Origin of the sequence: Bacillus cereus group sp. MG4 (assembly GCF_040460055.1) — a bacterium.
Taxonomy (GTDB): domain Bacteria; phylum Bacillota; class Bacilli; order Bacillales; family Bacillaceae_G; genus Bacillus_A; species Bacillus_A wiedmannii.
This window is the reverse complement of sequence record NZ_JARVGZ010000001.1, coordinates 1,086,429-1,111,862: the sequence shown is the minus strand read 5'-3', so window position 1 is coordinate 1,111,862 and position 25,434 is coordinate 1,086,429. Positions and strand designations below refer to the sequence as shown.

The following is a 25,434-nucleotide window of genomic DNA, read 5'->3' as shown; positions in this document are numbered from 1 at the left end:
CGATAAATAGGCTTTTTTCACAATAAAACCTAAAAAATTCGTTTTGGGGGTGTTATAAAACTTTATCTTGATAGAAATGGGGTGGTTACCCCTGGTTTTAAGTTAAAAAAACCCCCGGAAATAAACCTTTTATAAATATGATTATTTTATTTCGAGGGGCTCCTTATAAATCTTAGCTATATATTTTACGAAATCAATGACGGGATAGTGTATGAGTGAACGGTGCTGCGTAAAACGGATCCCTTCTTTTTCCATTTTTGAAATGAGTTGTTCAATTTCCAACTCTTTTTGTTGTATCCTATTATAATTTTGATATACAATGTTTTTCCATTGATAGGAAGAACCGTGAAAAAAATTCTCCCCTTTTACCCTGTGACTAAATATAATTTCTATTTTTTCTCTACGTTGTTTTTCCTTCATATGCACTTCCGTTGACTGCATGTTTATCGCCTCGTCCCTTTTGTTGTATACTGTTTCAAACTCATCATAGCCAATGTGCATGAAGCTTGTTGGGAATTGTCGTTTAAGGCTATCTCATCAACTGTATTTTTTTCAAGCGCTTAATCTAATATATTGGATTATAATCTTACGTCTAAATAAGTTGATAGTGTATATAAAACACTATCAATCTTTATTATAAAACGATTCTTTATAGGCATGCACCTTTTTACACTCACCAAAATTTACAACATGACGAGTATCTTTATCCATGAATGTTATTCTGTATTTACTGAGGTTAGTTTTTTATTTTGACTAACTAACATATTGTTTGCCTCAATATCTATTTTATAAAAAAGAAAATAGATGTAACGGTCCCTCTTTTGATAAAAAAATCCTATGAAAATATAGCACTCTTAAAGAGTTTTGTTACAAGTTTGTTATGTTTGATTTAAAAAAAGGAAAGTAATATTTATTTGTAGAAAATTTTAAAAGATAAAAATAAGCTGAATATCCATGGTAAGAAAAGGGGGCACTTATATGCTAACAAATGATTTAGATTTCCGATTAGAACCACGTTTAAAAGAACTGTATGAACAACATAAAATAAGAGCGCAAAAGATAGACTGGGGTTATCATGAGTTTTTACCATGGGATAAGGGAATGGACTTTAAAAGAGTTCCTTGGGATGAAAGTCAAGTTACTCTCCCTTCTGGTGTAATTACGGCCATTGAAACAGCTTTATTAACAGAAGTGAATTTACCATGGTTTACAACGTATTTATCTGCGACTTTTAAAGGTTCCCTTTCTGTTATTACAGACTTTATTCATACTTGGACCTCAGAAGAGGATCAACATTCGAATTTATTAGAGACATATTTACTACTCACTCGAAGTGTAAACCCTAAACGTATACATGAATTAAGAAAATCAGTCGTTGAGTGTGGATTTGAGCCTGATTTTCATACACCAATCGAAGCCATGACGTATACGACGCTACAAGAACTTGCAACAATGGTGTTTTACAATAATGTAGCTAAGGTGGCAAGTAAGCATGATCCAGATCTTGCTACATTATTACGCCGTCTTGCAAAAGATGAAACACTTCATTATGCGTTTTATCGAGATGTTATTCGAACACATTTAGAATTGGAACCAAATTATTGCTACCATATTGCCAATGTGATTAGGAATTTTAAAATGCCAGGTGCCGTCATGCCTGATTTTGAAAATAGAATGGCTGTGATTGCAAAAGAAGCAAACTATGGGCCACTACAATATTTTGATCAAGTACTTGATGTAGTGGTTGAGTATTGGGGGTTAAAAGACTTACGACCACTTGCCCCTCTAGCAGAAAAAGCAAGAATTGAGATTTTGGAGTATCATATAAGATTGAAAAAAATACGGGATCGATTTGGCCGTTTTCAAGGAAAAACTGATCTACGTTAATGAGTAGAGATTTCAGAATATACGCGTGGGAATTCCCTTTTCTTTTATTTGAAATCTAGAACGCTCTCTATTATTTTGCGGCTGTTTTACTTAATTTAACTTCCGAAGAAAAAAGTGATTGACACCAAAAATAAACTCATGATATTATTGAATATTTGATGAAAAACAACATATGTGTTAAGCTTGAGAAGGTTACCACATATGGAGGTGGGTTATATGTTTCAAATTGGCGATAACATTGTTTATCCAATGCACGGAGCAGGTATAATTGAAGCCATAGAAGAAAAAGAGTTTTCAGGGAAAAAGCAACTTTATTATGTCATAAAAATGTCCCTTAGTAATATGCAAATCATGATTCCTAAGGGCAAAATATTGAGTTCGAATATACGCCCAGTTATTGATATACTTACATTAACGCGCATTATACACATTTTTCAGCATGGAGAATCAGGTGAATTAATGCCGTGGAAACAAAGGCATAAAGTAAACACAGATAAAATAAAAACGGGTGAAATACAAGAAGGTGCTGAAGTTATACGTGATTTAATCCGTATAAAGAAGGAAAAAGCACTGAATACAAGCGAAAAAAAATTGTTGGATGATGCATATAAATTTTTGGTCAGTGAGCTAGAATTAATTAAAGGAATCACTGAAAAACAAATAAAAAGTTTCTGTTGAGATTTATTATAAATACTGTATGACATCCCTCGGGAATATCCTGAATTTTCTGGGTGTATAATGATTATTAAAAGGAAAGTATTTCAAAGATATTCAATTTCTTCAACTCACTTTTAGAGTAGATACCTCTTTTGTTATTACTTCAATCTAATCCATTTTTATTTTTAAATTTCTTTTAAGAACGTTTGAAGTTTCATCAAATAACTCGATTAAATAGTCACTTGATTTTTACAATCCTGATTCAAACTGGCACGGACAAGGAGCCGTAAGGATGAAAGAGAGGTAGGGCTTTCATTGTTTTAGGTAATATACTATCTAAGTCATTATTTCTAGAAGAAAAAACAATCAATCTCACCACTATCTTTAAGAGTGCCTTATATGTACTGAGACGGTGAATAGTAATTGTTTATCTTCTTTACGTAAAATTGATAAACGAACTGGTAACACCATATGGTCAACTACAAAAAATTGGTTTCCAGACCAGGAAACCAATTTAAATTTTATTTACATACCACTAGTAAATTAAGCAGTAAGAAGGAGTACACACATGAAAAAAATGTTAACAAAAGAATTAAGTGATGAATTAAAGAAGCGAGAAGGGATCATCTCTATTACAGTTGAGTCTTATGAAAAAATCGAAGTTGGTGGAATTCGTGTAGATGGATCAGCTATTATTCTAATTAATCAAGAATAGGTAAAAATAGTTGCATACAAGGAGAAAAGGATCGGCCTTTAAGAGAAGGGGGGATCCTTTTTTGCTTGTTGCAGCTAATATGGGATATAGATAACTTTTATCTGATATGTTGGGATTAAAAGGAAGGAGGTGGTCGGGATTATCATGGTGGAGAGCTTAATATTGGTAGGATTTCTTTTTACGTTATATAAAGTAGTTGATAAAAAACAAACTAATTATTTAAAACGATAGATTGTTTCCTTTTTAAGGGCTAGATTTATTTGAGAGTAAAATGAATTATTTAAAGGAGGAATTTAGATGGATGCAAGGAAAGAACGCATAAAATACGAGAAGATGTCAAAGAATTATGATCGTATTTATTTAGTTTCGTTTATCCTATTAATTGTACTTGTTTGTAGTAGTGTGATTATCATAGGAGCTACAGGGGGAAAATATGGAGTGTTTTTATTGTTAGCAATTTTACTTAACGCACGTATTACGAAAGAATCTCAAAAAAAGTATGAGTACTATTCTAATAAAGGGCGTATTTAAAATGATACATATCCTAAAAGGAACAACCTAGATGTACATTCAAAATATCCCTATATCATCACCTATTAACTAGTAAAAGTAACTTTATATAAATAATTTTTTAGCAATTTAGGAATAGGAACCGTATCTTATTAAAATGTTATTTCCGTTCATATAATGAATTATCCTTCTAGCATATTTATAAGATTTACATCATATATTAGGAGAAAGAATGCGAGTTAGAAAGGAGTCTTATAGAATGAGTTATTTGGAGGGAAATGACTTTAGTAAACAAAATATGGTAAGTGTGCCTAACCCCTATGTATATCAGACATTACAATCAGTAATTGGTAAACATGTGGTTATTGAAACTGTAAGAGGAAATATAAGAGGTAAATTAAAGGATGTGAAACCCGATCATTTGCTCATTGAAGATACGGTGCCATATATTGTACGCATTCAACAAATTGTATGGATTATGCCAAAACAATAATCAAATTACATGTGATTTGATTTATAATAGATTAGCGTCATAGAGCATCAAATAAAAACACAGGGTTTTATCTCTGTGTTTCTTCAAATTTTCGTTTTTGGATATATGCTTGAGCATGGATAATTTCTTTCTGAAGTTCTTTTAATTCTTTCGTAGATCCAGATTCAATCCTCATGTACGTAGTAACTAGACTAATCATCATATCCAACTTCTCTACTATATTTTGAATGACCTGTTCAGATTGCTCTTTTTTAGGGTGTTGTATTGCTATTAAAGCATTTTCTATATAATTATTCTTTCGTTGCTGGATATCATAAATAAACTGTTTTGTGTTTGAGTTCATTTGTTATTCCTCCGTTTTGGATATACTTCTATTCTATCATATTTGAATGGGAAATATTAGATTACCTAAATTCACACTTGTCTCGTACATCTCCTCAAATATACAACCTAATCTCTTAACGTACAGGGAACTAATCAAAATGTGTCAATTTTGTGTCTAAACGTATAATTTTTTGACATAGTGCCCCCTTGATGCAAGATGTAGCTGCAGCACCGTTCTATCAAATGGACCGTTTTTACTTGTAACTATTCATCCATAGCTTACCTAAATGACGTGTATTATAAGAAAAAGGGTTACTGCGGTAACCCTTTTTCTTATGGCATTGATTTCAACAATATAAAAATTCGGTTTCTTAGCGTACAAAACTCACGTTTTGTTCTTGCGATCCCGAGGTGAAATGGGAGGGAATGTTTTTGGGCAGAATATTTTTAAAGTTATTTTTTAAAGCAATCCTATTTGTTTTCTTATGCGATATTGTTGTTTATTCTATATTTCAGATTATTTTTGTCTGGAGTGTTTCGACAGGATTAGGAAGAGATGATATAGTCGGGTTTTCTGATAATAAGTATGTAATTGGTCGTCCACCTGTTAGCTATAATTTATATAAAAAAGATAGTGGGGAAACTATATTAGATAATGTTATTGGTTATAAAAAAGGAAAAACTAAAAGCTATATTCGGAATGAAATTGAATTTGTAGTGATAAATGAGACAAAGGGTAGTTATGAATTGTATAAAATAGAAAAGGCTTCAGAAAAGGATATAGAACGGCTGAAAGAAATGAAGAAATTAGAATAAAAGAGACTATCTGAAAGGTAAAAATGTACACTTGCTATTGTTAGATATAAAAAATGGTTTAGACTGATAACGGAGTTTTATTTCATGAAAAGAGTCATTATTAAAATAAAGTATTAGGAGGGCAGTCCCATCGCCATCAAGCTAATATTTTGAAGCACCACCAAAACAAAAATTTTATCTCTCGACAGTTATATATGAGAATTAAGCTCATTTTTTCGTTTTGGGGTGAATCTGTTTTCTTAAGTTGATAGGCATGCGGCTGTACCCCATATTAGAAAAAACGATCTTTTGATGCAAAGTTATCGTGCAAGCAAAAGCATTAAAGTTCTATCGCCAATTCTTTTTTTGCTATAATAGATGCGTGGCAGAAAATAGATAGAAAGATACTGCTAGTAATTTATACTTAAATGTAGGGAGCTTGAACAGGATTATGGGGAATGAAAAAGAAATTAGTTCCGCTAAATTAATATGGAAGATGACGCGCCCGCATACGTTAACGGCGACGTTTTCTCCTGTAATTTTAGGAACAGTGGCATCACTTTATGTTACAGAAATTCATTGGCTTTTATTTATTGCGATGATGAGTGCATGTTTAGCATTGCAAATCGCAACGAACTTATTTAATGAGTACTATGATTTCAAACGCGGATTAGATACCGCTGATTCTGTTGGCATTGGTGGTGGAATTGTCCGTCATGGATTGAAACCAAAAAATGTGTTAACAGTTGCGCTTTTATTGTATGTAGTAGCAGCAATTATTGGAGTTTATATTTGTATGAATAGCAGCTGGTGGTTAGTCGTTATTGGTTTAATTGGGATGGCGGTCGGCTATTTATATACAGGTGGTCCATTACCAATTGCATACACTCCATTTGGAGAATTAGTTTCTGGATTGTTAATGGGGACATGTTTTGTACTCATCGCTTTCTTTATTCAAACGAATACGATAACGATTGAAAGTGTATTGATTTCCATTCCAATTGGAATTTTAGTAGGTGCAATCAACATGTCAAATAACATCCGAGATATCGAAGAAGATATTAAAGGTGGAAGAAAGACATTAGTAATCCTCCTTGGGAGAGAGAAAGCTGTAGTAACACTAGCTGTAGCCTTTTTCATTGCTTATTTATGGATCGCGGTGATTGTATTGATGGGTTATATAAGCCCTTGGGCATTAGTTATGTTCCTAGGTTTGAGAAAGCCAATCTCTGCAATTCAAAGTTTCCAAAAAGGAGAAAAGGATCCCGGATATATGCGCATCGCCATGAAATCAACAGCGATGACAAATACGGTTTTTGGCTTCTTATTATCAGCGGGGTTATTAATCAGTTACTTGTTTTAAATAAAAAATATTGTTAAATAACTTAACCCCAATTTCTCAATTTTAATATGGAGAGATTGGGGTTTTATTTTGAGTTTTTTAACGTAATAAACTATTCTTGTTTGAAATGCAAATACCAATAAATTGCAACTTCATCATTTTCAATATCCAAACCTTTATAAACAAGAAAATCAAACCCACCAATTACAAATCCACATTTTTCATAAAATTTACATGCTGCGACATTATTATTTTGCGTTTCAAGCATAATACCTGGCATATTACCTTCTTTTGCCCATTGCTTTGCTTGGTCAACTAATCTTTTACCAACTCCGAGTGTACGATATTTTTTATCCACCGTTATATCTTCTATGTAAGCATAGTGATTCCAATTCTTTTTCAATACTATGAATCCAATGATTTGGTTATGTAACAGTGCGATGTAAATTACTTGATTAGGCTTATTAATATATTCATTGTACGCCAGTTCTTCATTATCATTTTGTAAATAACTTTTTTCATAACTCGGAACGTCTTCTACTGTATATTCTATGCGTCTATTTATTTTTGAAAGAGAAAGAATTAACCGAGCATTCACTATAAAACTGTCATCAATTTCTGGGAGATTGTCTAAATCATTTGTTTCTAACTCTCTAATTAAAAGGCTCATCGTGATACCTCCAAATAATAGTATTTCTTCTGTGATTCAAATTCATTCCAATTACAAAATTATAATAGCATTTCAATAGTAAGGCTATCTCTGCATTTTATCTTTATACCGTCATGCTATTATCTTGATATAACTATGTCGTATGTAGTAGTGACGGAAATAGTGAAAGATTTCTAATTGGTTAACATATAAAATGAACTATTTCTTCCTAATAATAAAATAAATCGTGGAGAAGATAAAAGATGCAAAGAACAATATTAATTGTAGAAGCTGAAGATATTTTACGTGAAATTATGAAGGATTACTTATTAAACGAAGGATATAACGTCTTAGAGGCGATTGATGGGAAAGAAGCGTTATCTATATTTGAAGAGCATGAGGTGCATTTAATTATTTTAGATATTATGTTACCAGAATTAGATGGCTGGAAAGTCTGTCGGCGAATTCGGAAGAAATCTAATGTAACTATTATTATGCTAACGGCTCGGGTGGATGAGGATGATCGCACTGTTAATAGTCATATTCGTAATTTGTGTCATAAATTAGGACAAAAAGCAGCTTGTATTGTAACTGTTGTACGAGCTGGTTATAAATTTGAGGGACAAGTATGAAAAAAGGAATTGTATTAAAATTATTTATATTAACAACAGCATTATGCACACTTATTTTAGTAACTATTTTTATTGGACAAACTATATTTTTTAAGCAATACTATGCAAATCGAAAAGTGAATGATATTAAAACAAATATTCAATCCTTTGAAAAAGCATATGTAAAAGCTGGAGATGATGCGACAGCAATTCAAGAATTGGAACAAAATTTCTATCAAGAGAATGCGACATGGATTACAACGTTAGATCGTGCAGGTAATATAAAATATGCAAATGATTTTTCTATAGAAATTCAATTAGACCTTAACGAAAATAAGAGTTTTTCTGAACGTTCCATTCACATACCGTTGTATAGTTTTATCAATTTAGAAGATATACAAAGGATGAAATATAGTTTAGAAACAGGGAGTCATATTATTATCGATGGAGTACAGAAGGGGGATATAGTAGTCCCTGCGATGTTAACAATAAAAGAGAAGAATGTTGGGCTAGAGAACAAGCAACTGTCAGAAAGATTGTATGGACCAAAAGCTGTATCTTCAAAAGAATTTTCACAATTATATTTAGCAGGAATCATTCAAAACGTGCAATTACCAGAGGGGACTGTAGGAACGAATTTTATATATGGAAATCGTGTGCTTATAGATAGAATAAAACAATTTCAGGTTGATTTATTATTGGATCAAAAATTTAATGATGTTACTTCTATAGAAATAAGGGATTACGAAGAAAATGATATTAAATATAAACTATTAATCAAGCCGACAAAAGACGCAGAGGGTAAGATAAACTATATATTTGCTATGACATCATTGCAACCAGTGGATGAAGCGGTACAAATGATAAAGGATTATTATGTATATTTAATTATCTTTGTATTGATTTTAATTGTTTTGATATCGTTCTATTACTCAAAAAAAATCGCCAAGCCATTATTACAAATAAATGATACTACAAAAAAAATCGCGGGTTTAGATTTCTCTGAGATGATACCTATTACGACAAAGGATGAAATAGGTGATTTATCACAAAATATTAATACACTTTCTAAAGCTTTGCATTCGTATATTCATCAATTGCAGCAAGATATAGAAAAAGAAAAGCAATTAGAAAATACACGTAAAGAATTTATCGCTGGTGTTTCACATGAGTTAAAAACGCCTTTAAGTATTATGAAGAGCTGTATTTCAATTTTGGAGGATGGGGTTGCTAGTAATAAAAAGGAGTATTACTTTAAAGCAATGTCAAAAGAAGTAGATAAAATGGATATGCTCATTATTGATATGCTCGAGTTAGCGAAATTCGAATCTGGTACATATAAAATGGAAAGGGATGTTTTCCATATTGATGAGATGATCGATTACATATGTGAGCAATTAACCTCGGATATATCAGCTAAGCAATTACATGTTCATAAACAACTTTCTAAAATTGAAGTTGTTGCAAACCAGCATCGCATAGAACAAGTTATAACGAACTTTATTACGAATGCGATTCGTTACACACCAGAACAGGAGAATATTATTATTTCTACAATAGAAGAGAATGAACGTGTAAAAGTATGTGTAGAAAATAAAGGGGCTCATATTGCACCCGAACATTTAGAGAAAATATGGGATCGTTTTTATAGAGGGGATACGTCTCGTCAACGCTCCAAAGGTGGAACAGGATTGGGCCTTGCTATTTCAAAAAATATATTAGAGCTGCATGGCGCGGAATATGGTGTTTTGAATACAGAAGATGGAGTATTATTTTTCTTCTATTTAAATAAAAACGTGTAGAATTTCCGTTCTACACGTTTTTATCATTTTTAAACGAAATCGACATTATCTGCATTTTATCTTTATCAGCATTCATTACTATTTTCATTAGAAACAGAATGAAAAGTTGATAAGGAGATTGTTAAAATGAAAAAAAGAGCGATATTGCTTTTGTTTATTATATTAATAATGGGTACAGGCGTTAGTTTCATACATGCTAAGGGGTACAAAAATATATCAACAGAGGATTTACGATTAAGAGGAAAAACAATTGTAATTGATCCAGGGCACGGTGGAGGAGATAGAGGGACGAAAGGAAAGAAATTTGGAACGATTGAAAAAGAGCTTAATTTAAAAGTAGCACAAAATATAAAGAAAGAATTAGAAGAAAGAACGGATGCAAAAGTTATACTGACACGTGAAAAAGATGCGAGTTTACTTCCAGAAACAAAACAAAAGGAAGAATTGCAAGCGCGTGTTAAAGTAGCGAAAGACCATACGGCGGATCTTTATATTAGCATTCACCATGATGCTTTTGAGGATACCGATGTAAAGGGAATAACAACTCATTATGGATCTAATAAAAGGAAAGATAAAAAATTAGCTAAGAGCGTACAAGAAGCTATTTTTGATCAAAATATAGACAGCCGTGATAGAGGCATTCATGGAAGTGATTTTCTTGTCTTACGAGAAAATCCTTCTCCGGCTATCCTAATAGAATTAGGGTTTACATCTAATGCGAGTGATGAAAAAAGAATGAATTCAGAAGAATTCCAAGCAAAATCGCAAAAAGGTATTGTGGATGGCATTATTAATTATTTTATTATGTAATAAAATAGGCAAGTAGAAAAATACTATTCTTTCTAAATCTTAATTAGGAAGAGTAGTATTTTTTTATTTTGGGTGTATATCCAGTTTTCAAATTAGAAACAAATATTTTTCTAAAGAGTAGATGCAATACGCTATTCTTTAACTGATTTCGACATTATCTGCATTTTATCTTTATCCATCTCTATTAATCTATTTATTGTAAACACCGGTTGAAACTGAAAGATTCAACTTTATAAATAATGAATAGGGAAAGGATCGAAAAATAATGAAAGAATCACAAAGTAAGAAAAAAACAAGTCGATTAACTAAGGTAATAATATCTCTAGGAGTTGTTTTAGCAACGACCTTTTTCACATTCTTTTTAATAGGGGAATGGAACTCTATCCCAGCGAAGGGAGTAGCTAATGAAAGTAGTAAACAAGTTAATACGCAACAACAAGAAAAGAAAAAGGAAACACCACCGGCAAAACAGAAAAGACCTGATGGAAAGCCAGTAGGAAAAGTTGTGTATTTAACATTTGATGATGGTCCTAGCGAATTAACTGGGAAATTTTTGGATGTACTAAAAGAGCAAAATGTTGCTTCAACATTTTTTATGCAAGGTAGTAATTTACAAAATACAGGTTTTCAGGAAAACGTAAAACGAGCAGTAAAAGAAGGACATTATATTGGTGCACATAGTATGACACATAATAGTGATAAGCTATACAAAAAGGGACAATTTGTACCGGAGATGAAAGAAACGTTAGCTCTTATCCATAATATTACGGGTACAACTCCTAAACTAGTCCGTCCGCCATATGGATCTGCACCAGGATTAAAGGGTGAGGAAATTCGTAATCAAATTGTAGAAGCAGCAATAAAAGTTTGGGATTGGACAATAGACTCAAATGATTGGAAATTAAAAGATAATCCAACTCAGATTATCGAAAATGTAAAGAAACAGACAACAGAAGAAGTAGAAGTTGTTTTAATGCATGAAAAGGCGCAAACATTACAAGCTCTTCCTGAAATTATTAAATTTTATAAAGAGCAAGGGTATGAATTTGGGGTATATAAAGATGAGGATCATTTTCGTCTAAACTTCCAGAAAGATCAACGTCTATAGTATAAACATAGTTATTTTAAAAAGGTGTTTTTATTACTAAATCAATAATTAAGCAAAAAGTCGATTTCCTATACGATAAAGAAATCGGCTTTTTCTTTATAAACTTTTACTTCGTGTATGAATCCCGCGTTTTAGGATGAATAGATTGAACTTATTTTAAAACGGCATTTGAGGGCTTGTATTATTTTTTCTAAACTTATTAGTTAAGATTATTCGACAATCCTATTAATAATAATTAAAGTATAAAATGTATACATCTTAGGGAGGTCATCTTTGTGAAGAAATGGATAAAAATTACGCTGTACTCTTTACTAGCTATTTTAATTATAGGAAGTATTACGTTTTTGACTTGGTCTCAGTTTACTTATAAACCAACGAAAGAGGCTTTGTCGTTAGTAGATGATAAAAAAGATGAAGATCATATCGTCTTTGGAGAGAAAGAGGCTAAAATAGGGATTATTTTTTATCAAGGAGCTAAAGTAGAAGCTGAGGCTTATAGTTACTTAGGAGAAGCACTTGCGAAAGATGGGTATTTTGTAGTAATGCCTAAGTTACCATTAAACTTAGCGATACTTGGAATAAATGTGGTAGACAGTGTAATGGAACAGTATCCTGAAGTTCAAAAATGGTATGTTGCGGGGCATTCAATGGGGGGAGCCATGATTTCTAAGTATGCCTTTCAACATGAAGACAAGGTAGACGGGATCATTTTCTTAGGTTCGTATCCTGCAGATGATTTTTCTACTAAATCGATTCCGATGTTATCTATTTACGGAGAAGTAGATGCTTTAGCAACTGTAGAAAAAATAGAGAACAATAAAAAGTTTATGTCAAAGAATACAACTATGCACATGATAAAAGGCGGAAACCATGCTAATTTTGGCATGTATGGTGAGCAAAAGGGTGATAATGCGAGTTTAATTACTTCAAAAGCACAACGAGATGAAACAGTGAAAGTAATTGAAGAATGGTTATTAAAACAGTGATAACGAATTTAATAAATTGACCGAAAGGATTCTCTTTCCTAAAGGGTTTCCCAACACTTTGAAAAAATAAGCTGATTAAATCAGCTTATTTTTTATTTGTTTACTATCTTCAAGTGCCCTCTTATTTTCATCTATAAATACCTTTATTTAATTAGGACGTCAATCCCAAAAGGATAGGAATCAACAGGAATAGTATCAATAACAGAGTTAGTATCCGGATCAATGACAGACACAGTATTACTGCCAGTGTTAGTCACATAAATAAGATTTGTTTTGGGGTTTACTGTAACTTCTACAGGATCTGAACCGACAGGAATGGTAGTAATAACAGAATTCGTATTAGCATCAATTACGGACACATTGTTACTAGTATTGTTAACAACATAAATAAGATTGGAATTAGAATTCACCACAACACCATAAGGAGCTGAGCCGACAGGAATGGTAGCAATAACAGAATTCGTATTTGGATCAATGACAGACACAGTATTATTACTTTGATTAGTTACATAAACAAGATTTGTTTTGGGGTTTAATGCAATTTCTGCAGGGTTTAATCCAACAGGGATGGTAGCAACAACAAGGTTAGTATTCGAATCAATAACGGATACATTATTACTGTTCGTATTAACAACATAAACAAGGTTCGTATTGGGATTCACTGTAATTCCTATAGGTGTAGAGCCGACAGGAATGGTAGTAATGACAGAATTCGTATTGCCATTAATGACAGACACATTATTACTAATTGGATTGGTTACATAAACAAGATTCGTATTGAAATTTAATGCAACCTCTGTAGGATTTAATCCAACAGGAATGTTAGCAATAACAGAATTCGTAGTAGTATTAATGACAGACACAGTATTACTGCCTTGATTGGCTACATAAACTCGATTTGTATTAGAATTTACAGCTACTCCCACAGGAGCTATCTCAACAGGAATAGTAGTAATAACAGAGTTAGTGTTGGTATTAATGACAGAGACATTATTTGAGTTTCGATTTGCAACAAAAATTGTGTCAGATGATACCCCAGTCGGACCGGTAGCCCCAGTCGGTCCAGTGAAGCCAGTCGGACCAGTCGGACCGGTAGCCCCAGTCGGTCCAGTGAAGCCAGTCGGACCAGTCGGACCAGTCGGACCGGTAGCCCCCGTTGGTCCAGTGAAGCCAGTAGCTCCAGTCAGGCCGGTAGCCCCCGTTGGTCCAGTGAAGCCAGTAGCTCCAGTCAGACCAGTAGTACCCGTTGGTCCAGTTATACCAGTAGGGCCAGTCGGTAGTGTGAATGGTGGAATAGGTGGTAAAGTAGGACCGATTAAACTAGGATTTAGTGCAGCAGAAGATAAAAACTCATTCATCATATTTCACCTCTAAAAAATACGTATTACTAATAGTAAATGTGTATGTCAAACAAGGTGAAATGGACAATTGAGGAATTAGGCGATGAAATTTAAGCTTATATAGAAAGTGTAATTATAGAAAGGACATTGCACACAAAAATGTTGCATATATAATTCATCCAAATAAAAAAGCACATTTACATATGTGCTTTTAGAAAAAAATGAAGTTTAGTTAATTATGTAGTATCCTATGTTGTTTGGAGTAAAGTACTAAACATTCAGGATTATCCTGCGGTTCTTTTGTAAGTAGAAGCCTATTTAACAGAAAGAATCACTTCATAAAATCAGCGGTTGTACTGGTTATCGAAAAACAGTAAGAACTTAGAAGAAGTAGACATAAGTAAGGGAACGCTATATTTACCAGACAGGCCTTACCTTCGATAATAATTTACCTTCATTTTCTTCATAAACAAATTTTGTTAAATCTTCCTTAAGCATTTGCATTCGTTTAGCACCTATTTTTTCAATCCAGCGTTGCTCAATCTCAGCTAGTATCTTCTCTTTTGCTCGCACTACTAACCAACCTCTTTCAGTCAAAACGATAATTTTTCCTCTCTTATCAGTTGGATGAGCTTTACGCGTTACATAACCACTTTTCTCAAGATAATCAACCATTTTACTTACAGCTTGCTTTGTAATTCCTAAATAGTCAGCTAGTTCTATACCTGTTGCTCCATTAGGAGTGATATATTTAAACATAAAACCGTGTATAGGTCTAATATCTCCAAATCCCAATTCACTCAATCTGTTATGTAGTTCATTAATTGATGTACTAAAGGATAATGACAAAAGTGAAGTAAGATCTAATTCACTCAATCCTTGATGATTCATACATAAAACCTCCTCAATTAAAGTCAATTAAGTTGACTTTAATTGTAATACAAGCAACATAATCAATCAAGTTAGCTATGTTTTTTGTATGAAAGAAATATGATTTGTCTAAAGTAACTCATTATTTAAAACATATAAATACTATAAAAAAGTTTTTGGTAAATGAATTTCAATGGTTACTATTAGTAACGTTATTACTTTATGTACCAACCCTTTTGTGGCTTGTTATCAATCATACTAAAAAGAAAATGGTAAGAATAAATAGTGGGAAAAGTGATGTATGATCCAGTTTACTTAGTATTTGATGATTTCTAAATAAAGCATCTTAAATGAAGTCAACTAAGTTGACTTCATTTAAGCTCTATTGTACTATAGGGGTCATAGTCAACTCAGTTGACTATTTTAGGAGTGCAAAAGAGATAAGATTTATCGCAAAAAAATAAATATATTATGGAGGTTTCTCATGGCTAATATCGTTAAAATTAGAGGAAGTGTATTTGCTCCGTATGCTTGGTTAGAGCCTATTAAGGATTCTGTAACAGGAAGAATCTTAGAATATACTGGTGATGCACGTGAATTTACACTACACGCGGTAAACACAATGCGATCACGATTAGAGCAAGAAGTGATTATTGATTTTCATAAAAAAGAAATTTTTACATTTGCAGATGCTTGTATTACAACTGTGAAAATTACAAATTTAGATGGTTCTATTGAGCATGAAAAGGGGAAAACAGATACAAAAAACATTGTATGTACGAATATTGCATGGGGCACTGATGAAGTCTCTTTTGAAATGAGGGCAAGTGCCAGCAACCCTTTAGATACAGCAGCACCTGCGGCTGACTATTTATTAACTATACATGTTAACAAAAGTGGAACTTTGTATATTGAAGGTAAACATGATGGATTCCCTTGCTATGAATTTTATAAACAAACAGATTTTGGTCCATTTGAACGAATTCATACACATGACTTCAGAGAAACTGGTGATACAGCTGAGGCTCTAGGTGGAGATATGGAGTACAGTTTTAAGAAGATATTATAAAAATAATATAATGCCCTTTTTAGTAAATAAATATATAACACATAAGATTGAATAACAGGAGAGACTAAGAATGACAACCGTTTTATTTGTAAAAGCAAACAATCGTCCAGTAGATCAAGCAGTTAGCGTGAAATTATATTATGCTTTTTTAGCAAGCTACAAAGAATCTTTTCCGAATGATACAGTGATAGAGCTTGATTTATATAAGGAAGAACTGCCTTATGTAGGAGTAGATATGATTAATGGCACTTTTAAGGCTAGTAGAGGATTTGATTTAACAGCAGAAGAAGCAAAAGCAGTTGCTGGTGCTGATAAATATTTAGATCAATTCCTTGCAGCTGATAAAGTTGTATTCGGTTTTCCTTTATGGAATTTAACAATTCCGGCTGTACTACACACATATATAGATTACTTAAACCGCGCGGGCAAAACATTTAAATATACGCCAGAAGGTCCAAAAGGTCTAATTGAAAATAAGAAAATTGCATTATTACATGCAAGCGGCGGTGTATATTCTAAAGGTCCCAAAGCGGGAATGGAAATGGCTGTTAAATATGTAGTAAGTATGATGAATTTCTTCGGTGTAAAAGATATGGAGAAAGTAGTGATTGAAGGCCACAATCAATTCCCAGATCAAGCAGAAGATATTATTGCAGAAGGCCTATACAAAGCTGCTAAAGTAGCAAGTACGTTCTAATTAACAAAATACTTTTCATTCAAAAAAGCTGAAGTAAATTACCATACTTTTTTGTTTATAAAACAGTACGATATTTTATTTAACTAATTTTAATAACTACCTATCTATAAATTTGATAGGTAGTTGTTTTATTTTTGGGTACATAATGAAATACTTTTATTATCCTCTCACATATAGGCAACAAAGAGATGCATATAAATTATGTCTTGAGAATAAAGATTTAATTGATTTTTATTGGTTTTTTAACTAAATTATAAGCCTGTAAATGAATTATGAATATATTTTATTTTCAAAAATACTCCTTGATAAATATACAGAATTATTGTAAAGTGATGATAATTAAAATATATATTGCTTGAAAGCGATGAAAGGAAATAGTAACAAGTATTTTTTCTTATAGAGAGTCGGTGGGTGGTGTAAACCGATAGAAGGAACTTGTGAATCCGTCCTTGAGCGAAATGTGGAACACTTTAATGTAAAGTTAGTAATCGTTTCCGGTTAAAAGCCGTTAATAATTTAAGTGGAGAGCGTATCTTTTTACGTTTTCAACTAGGGTGGCAACGCGGGTTAACTCTCGTCCCTTTTATAGGGACGGGAGTTTTTTGTATTTTATCTAGTTAAAGACCTAATTTTAGAAAGAGTAGTTACTTAATTAAGGGGGAGATAAAACATGTTAGATGTAAAAGTATTACGTACAAATTTGGAAGAAGTAAAGAAAAAATTGATTAATCGTGGTGGAGAGTTTCTGGAATTAAATAAATTTGAAGAATTAGATCAAAAGCGTCGTGAACTGTTAGTAGGAGTAGAGGAGTTAAAAAGTAAACGTAATGAAGTATCTGAACGTATTGCGAATTTAAAGTGTGAAAAACAAGATGCTGATGAACTTATTAGTGAAATGCGTGAAGTAGGAGACAATATCAAAACGTTAGATGATGAGTTACGCTATATAGAAGAAGAGTTACATACAATCTTGCTAGCGTTACCAAATATACCTAATGAGACAGTGCCTGTTGGAGCATCAGAAGATGATAATGTCGAAATACGCAAGTGGGGAGAACTAAATGAATTTTCATTTGAAGCAAAACCACATTGGGAAGTTGCTGAAAAATTAGGGTTACTAGATTTTGAGCGTGCAGCAAAAGTAACGGGAAGCCGCTTCGTCTATTATAATGGATTGGGAGCACGTTTGGAGCGAGCGGTAGCTAACTTTATGTTAGATTTACATGTTGAAGAACATGGGTATACAGAAGTAATTCCCCCATTTATCGTAAATAGCGATAGTTTATTAGGAACAGGACAATTCCCAAAATTTAAAGAAGATGTATTTACATTAGATGACACAGATTACTCTTTAATTCCAACAGCTGAAGTACCGTTAGCAAACTATTATCGTGATGAAATTTTAAATGGTGAAGATTTACCTATTAATTTTACAGCACATACTCCATGCTTCCGTTCTGAAGCCGGTAGTGCAGGACGTGATACGAGAGGGTTAATTCGTCAGCACCAATTTAGTAAAGTTGAAATGGTTAAATATACAAAGCCTGAAGATTCATACGATGAGTTAGAAAAATTAACAGTACATGCAGAAAGGGTATTGCAATTATTACAATTACCTTATCGAGTGATTGTATTATGTACAGCTGACATGGCATTTCCTGCTGCAAAAACATATGACATTGAAGTTTGGTTACCAAGCTATGGCGTATATCGTGAAATTTCTTCTTGCTCAAACTGTGAAGATTTCCAGGCGCGCCGTGCAAGTATACGTTTCCGTCGTACACAAGGTGCAAAACCAGAATTGGTACACACATTAAATGGTTCTGGATTAGCTATAGGTCGTACAGTAGCGGCTATTTTAGAGAACTACCAACAAGAAGACGGTTCAGTTATAATCCCAGAAGTATTGCGTCCATACATGAGAGGAATAGAAGTTATTAAATGAGAAAGACATTGATTTGAGACAAAGTTTAATAGTTTATAAAAGTTTTGAGGAATAAATAATTTTACTGTGTAAGTACTTTTCTATAATAAATATAAAAGTTTAAGGAGATGCTCTTAATGTATAATCAATATAGAATAATAGAAAAATTTAATAATAAGGAATTTGAGGGTGTTGCAAAACTAAAATAAATATGCAATGTTATGAATCAGAAAAACTAGCTGAACATGTAATAAATAGCGATTTTGACCATACCAACGTGGCTGTTCCAGCCCTTTATCTTTGAGATGACCAAACTGTTGTTCAATTTTCCCACGCTCTTTCATCAACTGTTTGCCAAAGATGGTTTGTGCAAAATGAGATAATACACGGCGATGTGTACTTTTGCTTTGTTCGCCATTACGTGGGTTAATTGGATTCACCGCAAAAATATCACATGTTTTTGCAATTTCATAAATGCGCTGACTATCATAAGCAGCATCTGCAATGGAAAATAACACATTTTGATTTTGTATATCTTGAAGCAATACAGGAGCCATTTTGCTATCATGTACGTTCGCTGTTGTAAATGCATACGACAATACAACACCTTCTGGTGTAGAACAGACATGAGCTTTATATCCCTTATACCAACCATAACGAGTAGATTTCCCCCATTTTGCTTGGGAATCATATAAACTACTCCGTAAGGCAGTGCTATCAATTAAAACACACGGAATTAATCCTAAATTCATTTCTTCAAGAGTTTGTTTATGAATCAACGGAATACCTTCATTGCGAAACCAAGTTCCTACACGTGAGAAAGTGGATATATGAGGAACAAAGGAAAGACCACAAGATACACGAAATGAAGGATATTGATGCAAAAAGCGAGTTAACTTACGTAATGAATTGATTTGGAATACCGTTTTCACAAAAAAACATTTGAGTAAAGCTTTTCTACAGATAGGTGGGCGGCCTGTAATAGGCGGAACGCCTCCAATGGTTAAACTGTCTACGTAGGCAAATAAAATGTGTAAAATGGATTGATTGTGATCAAAATTGGTTATCATACTAGTAAATCCGTCCTTTCTGGAGATAGTTTAGGGTACTATCATTCTTCCAGGAAAACGGATTTTTTTATGCATTTATTTTTGAATATTTATGAGTTTTGCAACACCCTCGAATTTGATAAAAGTTTAAAATGGTTTTCTCCACCTAAAGATTGGGAGGTTAATAGCAATAAATCGAAGTTAATAATCAAACCGGATAAAGAGACAGATTTCTGGCAAAAAACACATTATGAATTTCAAGTTGATAATGGACATTTTTTATACTATGAACTAAATGGAGACTTTAGATTGATCACGAAAGTAAAATCTAAACCAGCGAATAGATATGATCAAGCAGGTTTAATGGTTCGATTTTCAAAAGATACTTGGTTAAAGACATCGGTTGAGTATATACCTGATGACAATAGTAAATTAGGTGTTGTTGTAACAAAGAATGGATATTCTGATTGGTCTAGTCAGGAGTTTTTTGGAGATTTAAATTCTCTTTATTATCGCATAACAAGAAGGGGAAATAATTACTACGTTGATTATTCATTAGACGGGGATTTATGGAAACAAATAAGAATGGCTCACCTTTTTGAAGAAAAAGATTGCATGAAAGTTGGCATTTATGCTTGCAGTCCACAAGGAGATGGGTATGAAGCAGAGTTTGAATTTATTAAGATTGAAAATATAGATGATAATACAAAAGTTTATTAAAAGTGTAAAGGCTCTTATCCATCATTATTCTACTGCTGAACCTTCTTATGCTGACATTATTTTTATGGCTCTTTATATAAAAATACCGAGTAACCATTCATTCTAAGGATGAGTGGTTACTTGCAGTTTGTTTAAATAGAGAAATTGGGCTTTTCCGTTATAGGTAACATTTTTCAATGCGTAAATAAGAAGGTTCTAGTGTAAAAACTTCAGAGCAATTGCACCAGAATCACTATTGGATCAGTTTAGATCCATAAGAATTAAAAAAAGATATCCTGGAGTGGAAAGTAAAAAATGAAATTGCGAAAGGTGAATTTCAAATAATGCCAATGTTTGATAAAAACATTGTATACGAAGGGATGTACCATTTATGATTGACGAGAAAACAATACAAATTGTGCAGTCAACGGCTCCAGTATTAAAAGAACACAGTATAGAAAAGGAATTGATTCATTATGAATCGTTTAGCCCCGTTGCAATTTTAGGTGAGTAACTAATACCGGATAGGGTTATAGTCATAATAATGTAAGTAAATGGTTTTTTGCGATACTTCAATAGTGAAGTATCGTTTTTCCTTGTATAACTAAACCCAGCTATGGAATCTGATGTAATGTTGAAAAATGATCCCAAGTAATGATTTGTCTGCTGTAATACTAAGTAACTATGATGAAATTGAATCTAAAAAGTATGCTAATAAAATAGTAAAAAATTTTTTAAAAAAGTAAAAAAAATAGAGCTTAGATTTGCAATAATAAATGTTTTTTTATTAGATAATTACTTTACCGATAATCGAGATGTTTGCGGATACATTTATTTTTGGGATACATAATTATATTTAGAGAATACCCAGTTACAGTATTTGAATTTTTAATAAGAAGGGATGCGAAGGAATGAACTCACAGAGACAAGGCTATGCAGGCTGGTGGCAAGGCGGACACGGTGGTTGGCCGGGCGGACACGGTGGTTGGCCGGGCGGACACGGTGGTTGGCAAGGCGGACATGGTGGTTGGCAAGGCGGACACGGTGGTTGGCAAGGCGGACACGGTGGTTGGCCGGGCGGACACGGTGGTTGGCAAGGCGGACATGGTGGTTGGCAAGGCGGACACGGTGGTTGGCAAGGTGGACATAGTGGCTGGCAAGGTGGACATGGTGGTTGGCCGGGTGGACACGGTGGTTGGCAAAGTGGGCATGGATATTAAAACGAGGCTATAAAATCATTTTTTTATGCAAAGTTTGTATATTTAGTATCGTTGTATATTTTCATTTTTATTAGGTTATATGTTTTTAAAAGCACTCTTTGAAAAGGAGTGTTTTTTTATTTTTCTTTTGATTTAATTACCGAAAAAAGTATCTTGTACTCCTTTTGTAACTTTTTCTAAATAGAATTTTTCTATAAAATAAGGGGCGTTCCTTTTAAACAAATCGTTATTTGTAACACTTTTATCAAAGTAAAGTTCTCGTGACATCACTTTGATATTCAAAAACATTAATAACTTATTGTATGAAATTTTTCGAAAATTTAGGTTTAACATCTTTAAAATAGGTGTATTACATATAACATAACAACTAAATAAGAAAATAAAAAATCTAAAGGAGGAAAAATACAATGCACAAGAATGAAAGAAAACCGGTGGTTCATGAATATGATAATGAACATGAAGTAGTTATGAAAGTAAAAGAGCTAGAATTGCAAGGGATTCACCAAGATGACATTTACGTCTTAACACATGAAAAACATATAACAAAAAAGATTGCGGATGATACAAATACAAATACGATTGGAGTAAAAGAACAAGGATTGGGTACAAGTATTATCAACTTTTTCTCCAAAAAAGGGGACGAACTCCGAAATCAAATGGAGGAAATGGGGTTGTCGAAGGACGAAGCTAACTTATATGAAGAAAAACTAGATCAAGGGAGAATTTTACTCCTAGTAACAGCTGAAACACCAACGGCGAGTGATAGGCAGCCGCAAAACTATCATTCTCTCTAATAGATTGCAACATCTAATAAATAGGTAAGGTAATGCTAACTTCCTATTTTAATAAAAATTTAAAATAGACTACATTTTAGGTTGTAGCATGGAAGAAAATAAAAGTAGAGAAGGGTGAGAAAAATGAAACATACAATATTCAAATATGCTGCGATTGGGATTACGACCGGAGTCATGGTCTCCTTATTAAAAAAAGAAAATCGGAAAGCTATACAAACAAAAGGAAAAAGCGTAAAAGACAAACTACAAGAAGGAAATATAAAGGAAACATTAGGGAAGGTAACTGAGACAAGTAAACAATTCTCTGTAACTGCAGCTAATGTTGCAAAACAAACATTACCACAACTGCTTACAGCCACACCAGTTGTCATTTCTACTATTAAAGACTTAACAGAAAACGAAAATAACAAAAAGAAAAAAGATGAAAAGGATTACGAAATAAATGAAAATAGTAAGGACATAGACGGGGAAAAAGCGAAAAATGAAAAGAAATATATGAAAGAAGGGAAAGAAGAGAGTGCCTAGATTTAATTCTAAAAAGAGAAAGTGAGGAAAAAAGTATGAAATCTCTGTATGCAATTGATGTAGGAATTGGCTTTACCAAGCGGGCATATCGACAGGATGTAGATTCTGAGGTGACGATTAAGAGTGAAGCTTCCACACTAGCCCCTGTACCTAATCATGCTGAAAGTGAAGATTTAACAAAGGTAAGTTTTATAGACTTAGAATTTGCATACTACATGGGAAATGAAGCACATCAATCTGACGCTTTATTTCTTCCTCCATTTGACGAAGAAATAGAAAGTTATTATGAAAGCGAACAGTTTAAACAACAAATATTTGGTTGCATTGCAAAGGATTATAAAGAAAATGTCGTGTTACCTTTAGTTGTTACCGGGCTTCCCGTCACTTGTTTTGGTAGTCAGCATGAGCGATTACAAAATGTATTAAAAAAAGAAACTTCCGTGCAAATTGATGGGAAATTTATTAATATTACGGTGGAAAATGCTTTGATTCTTCAGCAACCGGTCGCTTTACATGCCTATTTCTTAAAAGAGGGAATCATTCAGGAACGAGATCGTATCTTAATTATTGATGGTGGATTTCGTACATTAGAAATGACAGATATGAAACAGAATGTCATTTTAAATCATTATGAGACAGAACTAGGATGTAGCAAGCCTTTGAAAAATATTAAGAATATCCTGCAGAATCATGCGGGTGAAAGTAATCAATTGCATATTAACGACATGCCAAAAATATTAGAAAAAGGATATGGAGATCGAGAAGAAAATCATGAGACAAGTCAGGTGGATATTTTAATTCAAAAAGAGTTGGATGCACACTTCCAAGACGTCATGAGTGTATTACAAGAACAATTTAAGTTAGACCAGTATGATACTATTATTTGGACAGGAGGAATAGTAGATATCCACAAAAAACGAATTGAAAAAATGCAAGGTGAAATTTCTTCTTTCCGTATGGTAGACGCTTCGAAAGAGGCTGCACTTCATGGATACTATATGATTGGAAGTCAAGTATTTGAGGACATCACCAATCAATCTGCATATGAATCCAAATTATAATAACGAACGAAATGGATTTCGTTGAATAGAAGTGCCAAATTATATGGCTTCTTTTCCACATATAATAAATTCTTTATAAGAAAAGATAAAAAGTGCTTGTATAGAGGAAATGTTTAAAATTGAAAATAAAAACAACTACTATATAGGGGGTCTTCCTTCTAACAGAAGAAGACCTCCTATGCCATTTAGTTTGTAATTTAGAGGATCTAAAAACTTTTCCTCCAAGACATGAATACCTACATATAAATTTCATATTACGGATATTATTCGATGAAACATAAAACTATTCAGAAAGGAAGAATAATATGGAATGCATAAAAATGCCGAAATGGGATTGGTATCATGTGAAAACTAGTGAACTTGAAAAACTTTCTTCTATAATCCCTCGTGATGTAACATCTTATTTCTCTCAATTTGTAAAAAAAATAAGTTCTCCTTGTGAAAATGGATTATATGTTTATACGTTATCACCAAGTCAAACTTGTGTATATGGTTCGTTTTTATATGATCAAGATAAAAAGGACGCCAAAATTCAAAAATTTCTTCATTATTTCGTAGCTCATGGAATACTGATAACGGTCCAGGAAAAAGAGGAAGAGGATTTCCAAAAATTAATACATAATTTCCCTATGGGTATAAAAAAATGTAATAGTTCCGCTGAAGGATTATGTGCTATCTTATCAATATTTATATCTCACTATTTACGAAAGGTTGACTATTTTGAAAACAATTTTAGAAATGTGTTATGGGATTTTTATCATCATAATAACATAGCAGTTTTAGAAAGAATTTATCATATTCGTCATGAATTATTTATGAACACACATGTGTTTCGCTTAATACAAGAAGTGTTACAAGGCTTGGAGGAAGCTTGGTTAGAAAACCTAACAAACACCCTTTGTTATAAACAAACACACGTAAAATTAGAGCGTGGATTACAACTTGTTAAAGAGTACCAAGAAGAATTAGACACGATGATTCATTTACAAGAAGTTGTTTCTTCTCATCGTGGGAATGAAATTATGAAAGCTCTTACTGTATTAACTGCTGTAAGTACGCCTTTGACGGCCTTAGGAGCATTGTGGGGGATGAATTTTAAATACATGCCTGAACTGGAATGGAAATATAGCTATTTAATCGCTCTCTTATTTATTATTTTCACAACAGGGGGGATGTATTTGTATATGCGAGTCAAAGGATGGACAGGTGATTTATTACGAGTAAAGAAAAAGAAATCTTTTTTTAAATCTAATTAATCCTGTTTATAAAAAATATGATAAATATTAACCTAGATATATGGTTAGTAATATTTATTAATGGGGGTAGTGCCATATCCCCATCAAGTTAAAGTTTTGATGCGGAGTAGTGCACCACTGTAATCAATTTAAAGAATCGAAATCTTCCATAACGAAATTTCTATTCATTTTTAAATATTGATATTGAGATGTTATCTTGAAAAATACTCATTAATTTCGAATTGAATAATCTTCTTAACAG

The 25,434-nt window shown here is 32.9% G+C and carries 29 protein-coding genes and 1 other annotated feature; of the genes, 22 read left to right on the top strand and 7 right to left on the bottom strand.

Features of this window, described 5'->3' with window-relative positions:
• Positions 1 to 141: 141 nt before the first annotated feature.
• The gene (locus QCI41_RS05800; protein WP_353837997.1) at positions 142 to 441 is read right to left on the bottom strand and encodes a hypothetical protein; all 300 of its coding nucleotides are present in this window, start codon (positions 439 to 441) and stop codon (positions 142 to 144) included.
• 537 nt (positions 442 to 978) lie between these two features.
• Here QCI41_RS05800 and QCI41_RS05795 point away from each other — a divergent pair.
• The 5 genes from QCI41_RS05795 (at position 979) to QCI41_RS05775 (ending at position 4,262) form a co-directional block, all read left to right on the top strand.
• Entirely contained in the window at positions 979 to 1,887 is a 909-nt protein-coding gene (locus tag QCI41_RS05795; RefSeq protein WP_353837998.1) for an acyl-ACP desaturase, read from the top strand.
• A 216-nt stretch (positions 1,888 to 2,103) separates the two neighbouring features.
• Complete coding sequence (locus QCI41_RS05790; protein WP_097915227.1) at positions 2,104 to 2,565, top strand: CarD family transcriptional regulator; 462 nt, start codon at positions 2,104 to 2,106, stop codon at positions 2,563 to 2,565.
• Positions 2,566 to 3,112: 547 nt separating this feature from the next.
• Positions 3,113 to 3,259, top strand: a complete 147-nt coding sequence (locus tag QCI41_RS05785) for a BC1881 family protein (RefSeq protein WP_353837999.1) — start codon at positions 3,113 to 3,115, stop codon at positions 3,257 to 3,259.
• A gap of 297 nt (positions 3,260 to 3,556) precedes the next feature.
• Complete coding sequence (locus tag QCI41_RS05780) at positions 3,557 to 3,790, top strand: hypothetical protein (RefSeq protein ID WP_000340034.1); 234 nt, start codon at positions 3,557 to 3,559, stop codon at positions 3,788 to 3,790.
• A 238-nt stretch (positions 3,791 to 4,028) separates the two neighbouring features.
• Positions 4,029 to 4,262 carry a YuzF family protein gene (locus QCI41_RS05775; protein WP_000120818.1) on the top strand — a complete coding sequence of 78 codons (234 nt, stop codon included), beginning with the start codon at positions 4,029 to 4,031 and terminating at the stop codon, positions 4,260 to 4,262.
• Positions 4,263 to 4,329: 67 nt separating this feature from the next.
• On the opposite strand, the gene QCI41_RS05770 is transcribed toward QCI41_RS05775, so the two are convergent.
• Positions 4,330 to 4,605 carry a hypothetical protein gene (locus QCI41_RS05770; RefSeq protein WP_098056206.1) on the bottom strand — a complete coding sequence of 92 codons (276 nt, stop codon included), beginning with the start codon at positions 4,603 to 4,605 and terminating at the stop codon, positions 4,330 to 4,332.
• A 413-nt stretch (positions 4,606 to 5,018) separates the two neighbouring features.
• Between QCI41_RS05770 and QCI41_RS05765 the strand changes: the two genes are divergently transcribed.
• Together QCI41_RS05765 and menA are read left to right on the top strand one after the other, a co-directional pair.
• Positions 5,019 to 5,402 carry a hypothetical protein gene (locus QCI41_RS05765; protein WP_353838000.1) on the top strand — a complete coding sequence of 128 codons (384 nt, stop codon included), beginning with the start codon at positions 5,019 to 5,021 and terminating at the stop codon, positions 5,400 to 5,402.
• A 430-nt stretch (positions 5,403 to 5,832) separates the two neighbouring features.
• On the top strand, positions 5,833 to 6,744 hold the full coding sequence (gene menA / locus QCI41_RS05760) for a 1,4-dihydroxy-2-naphthoate polyprenyltransferase (RefSeq protein ID WP_353838001.1): 912 nt from the start codon (positions 5,833 to 5,835) through the stop codon (positions 6,742 to 6,744).
• Positions 6,745 to 6,835: 91 nt separating this feature from the next.
• Here menA and satA read toward each other — a convergent pair whose 3' ends face one another.
• Complete coding sequence (satA, locus tag QCI41_RS05755; protein ID WP_353838002.1) at positions 6,836 to 7,393, bottom strand: streptothricin N-acetyltransferase SatA; 558 nt, start codon at positions 7,391 to 7,393, stop codon at positions 6,836 to 6,838.
• 242 nt (positions 7,394 to 7,635) lie between these two features.
• On the opposite strand from satA, the gene QCI41_RS05750 reads away from it, so the two are divergent.
• The 5 genes from QCI41_RS05750 (at position 7,636) to QCI41_RS05730 (ending at position 12,689) form a co-directional block, all read left to right on the top strand.
• Positions 7,636 to 8,004 (top strand): response regulator, encoded by a 369-nt coding sequence (locus QCI41_RS05750; protein WP_353838003.1) that lies wholly within the window; start codon positions 7,636 to 7,638, stop codon positions 8,002 to 8,004.
• Entirely contained in the window at positions 8,001 to 9,785 is a 1,785-nt protein-coding gene (locus tag QCI41_RS05745; RefSeq protein WP_353838004.1) for a sensor histidine kinase, read from the top strand. The genes QCI41_RS05750 and QCI41_RS05745 overlap by 4 nt, the downstream gene beginning before the upstream one ends.
• A 126-nt stretch (positions 9,786 to 9,911) precedes the next feature.
• A complete protein-coding gene (locus tag QCI41_RS05740) occupies positions 9,912 to 10,595 on the top strand; it encodes an N-acetylmuramoyl-L-alanine amidase family protein (protein ID WP_353838006.1) in 684 nt (227 codons plus the stop codon).
• Positions 10,596 to 10,860: 265 nt separating this feature from the next.
• A complete protein-coding gene (locus tag QCI41_RS05735; protein ID WP_353838008.1) occupies positions 10,861 to 11,703 on the top strand; it encodes a polysaccharide deacetylase family protein in 843 nt (280 codons plus the stop codon).
• Between the two features lie 275 nt (positions 11,704 to 11,978).
• A complete protein-coding gene (locus tag QCI41_RS05730) occupies positions 11,979 to 12,689 on the top strand; it encodes an alpha/beta hydrolase (RefSeq protein WP_353838009.1) in 711 nt (236 codons plus the stop codon).
• A 143-nt stretch (positions 12,690 to 12,832) separates the two neighbouring features.
• Here QCI41_RS05730 and QCI41_RS05725 read toward each other — a convergent pair whose 3' ends face one another.
• Positions 12,833 to 14,047, bottom strand: coding sequence for an exosporium leader peptide-containing protein (locus QCI41_RS05725; protein ID WP_353838010.1), 1,215 nt, complete (start codon positions 14,045 to 14,047; stop codon positions 12,833 to 12,835).
• A 399-nt stretch (positions 14,048 to 14,446) separates the two neighbouring features.
• Complete coding sequence (locus QCI41_RS05720) at positions 14,447 to 14,920, bottom strand: MarR family winged helix-turn-helix transcriptional regulator (RefSeq protein WP_353838012.1); 474 nt, start codon at positions 14,918 to 14,920, stop codon at positions 14,447 to 14,449.
• Positions 14,921 to 15,383: 463 nt separating this feature from the next.
• Between QCI41_RS05720 and QCI41_RS05715 the strand changes: the two genes are divergently transcribed.
• The 3 genes from QCI41_RS05715 (at position 15,384) to serS (ending at position 18,610) form a co-directional block, all read left to right on the top strand.
• Positions 15,384 to 15,968 carry a DUF3238 domain-containing protein gene (locus tag QCI41_RS05715; RefSeq protein ID WP_353838013.1) on the top strand — a complete coding sequence of 195 codons (585 nt, stop codon included), beginning with the start codon at positions 15,384 to 15,386 and terminating at the stop codon, positions 15,966 to 15,968.
• Between the two features lie 70 nt (positions 15,969 to 16,038).
• A complete protein-coding gene (locus QCI41_RS05710) occupies positions 16,039 to 16,665 on the top strand; it encodes an FMN-dependent NADH-azoreductase (RefSeq protein ID WP_353838014.1) in 627 nt (208 codons plus the stop codon).
• 355 nt (positions 16,666 to 17,020) lie between these two features.
• Positions 17,021 to 17,250 (top strand) — a binding site (T-box leader).
• 85 nt (positions 17,251 to 17,335) lie between these two features.
• On the top strand, positions 17,336 to 18,610 hold the full coding sequence (gene serS / locus QCI41_RS05705; RefSeq protein ID WP_353838015.1) for a serine--tRNA ligase: 1,275 nt from the start codon (positions 17,336 to 17,338) through the stop codon (positions 18,608 to 18,610).
• 179 nt (positions 18,611 to 18,789) lie between these two features.
• Here the strand turns inward: serS and QCI41_RS05700 are convergent, their stop codons facing one another.
• A complete protein-coding gene (locus QCI41_RS05700; RefSeq protein ID WP_353836336.1) occupies positions 18,790 to 19,659 on the bottom strand; it encodes a transposase in 870 nt (289 codons plus the stop codon).
• Positions 19,660 to 19,728: 69 nt separating this feature from the next.
• Between QCI41_RS05700 and QCI41_RS05695 the strand changes: the two genes are divergently transcribed.
• The 3 genes from QCI41_RS05695 (at position 19,729) to QCI41_RS05685 (ending at position 21,570) form a co-directional block, all read left to right on the top strand.
• Positions 19,729 to 20,358 (top strand): DUF1349 domain-containing protein, encoded by a 630-nt coding sequence (locus tag QCI41_RS05695; RefSeq protein WP_353838862.1) that lies wholly within the window; start codon positions 19,729 to 19,731, stop codon positions 20,356 to 20,358.
• A gap of 370 nt (positions 20,359 to 20,728) precedes the next feature.
• Positions 20,729 to 20,851, top strand: a complete 123-nt coding sequence (locus QCI41_RS05690; RefSeq protein ID WP_000564623.1) for a flavoprotein — start codon at positions 20,729 to 20,731, stop codon at positions 20,849 to 20,851.
• 419 nt (positions 20,852 to 21,270) lie between these two features.
• Positions 21,271 to 21,570, top strand: a complete 300-nt coding sequence (locus QCI41_RS05685; RefSeq protein ID WP_353838017.1) for a hypothetical protein — start codon at positions 21,271 to 21,273, stop codon at positions 21,568 to 21,570.
• Between the two features lie 119 nt (positions 21,571 to 21,689).
• Here the strand turns inward: QCI41_RS05685 and QCI41_RS05680 are convergent, their stop codons facing one another.
• Entirely contained in the window at positions 21,690 to 21,845 is a 156-nt protein-coding gene (locus tag QCI41_RS05680) for an acyl dehydratase (RefSeq protein ID WP_353838018.1), read from the bottom strand.
• A gap of 119 nt (positions 21,846 to 21,964) precedes the next feature.
• On the opposite strand from QCI41_RS05680, the gene QCI41_RS05675 reads away from it, so the two are divergent.
• From QCI41_RS05675 to QCI41_RS05660, 4 genes are all read left to right on the top strand, one after another.
• Positions 21,965 to 22,351, top strand: a complete 387-nt coding sequence (locus QCI41_RS05675) for a YflT domain-containing protein (RefSeq protein ID WP_353838019.1) — start codon at positions 21,965 to 21,967, stop codon at positions 22,349 to 22,351.
• A gap of 123 nt (positions 22,352 to 22,474) precedes the next feature.
• Complete coding sequence (locus tag QCI41_RS05670; protein WP_353838020.1) at positions 22,475 to 22,876, top strand: peptidase U61; 402 nt, start codon at positions 22,475 to 22,477, stop codon at positions 22,874 to 22,876.
• Between the two features lie 35 nt (positions 22,877 to 22,911).
• Entirely contained in the window at positions 22,912 to 23,937 is a 1,026-nt protein-coding gene (locus tag QCI41_RS05665) for a ParM/StbA family protein (RefSeq protein ID WP_353838021.1), read from the top strand.
• A gap of 305 nt (positions 23,938 to 24,242) precedes the next feature.
• Positions 24,243 to 25,193, top strand: a complete 951-nt coding sequence (locus tag QCI41_RS05660) for a magnesium transporter CorA family protein (RefSeq protein ID WP_075308981.1) — start codon at positions 24,243 to 24,245, stop codon at positions 25,191 to 25,193.
• The last annotated feature ends 241 nt before the right edge of the window (positions 25,194 to 25,434 follow it).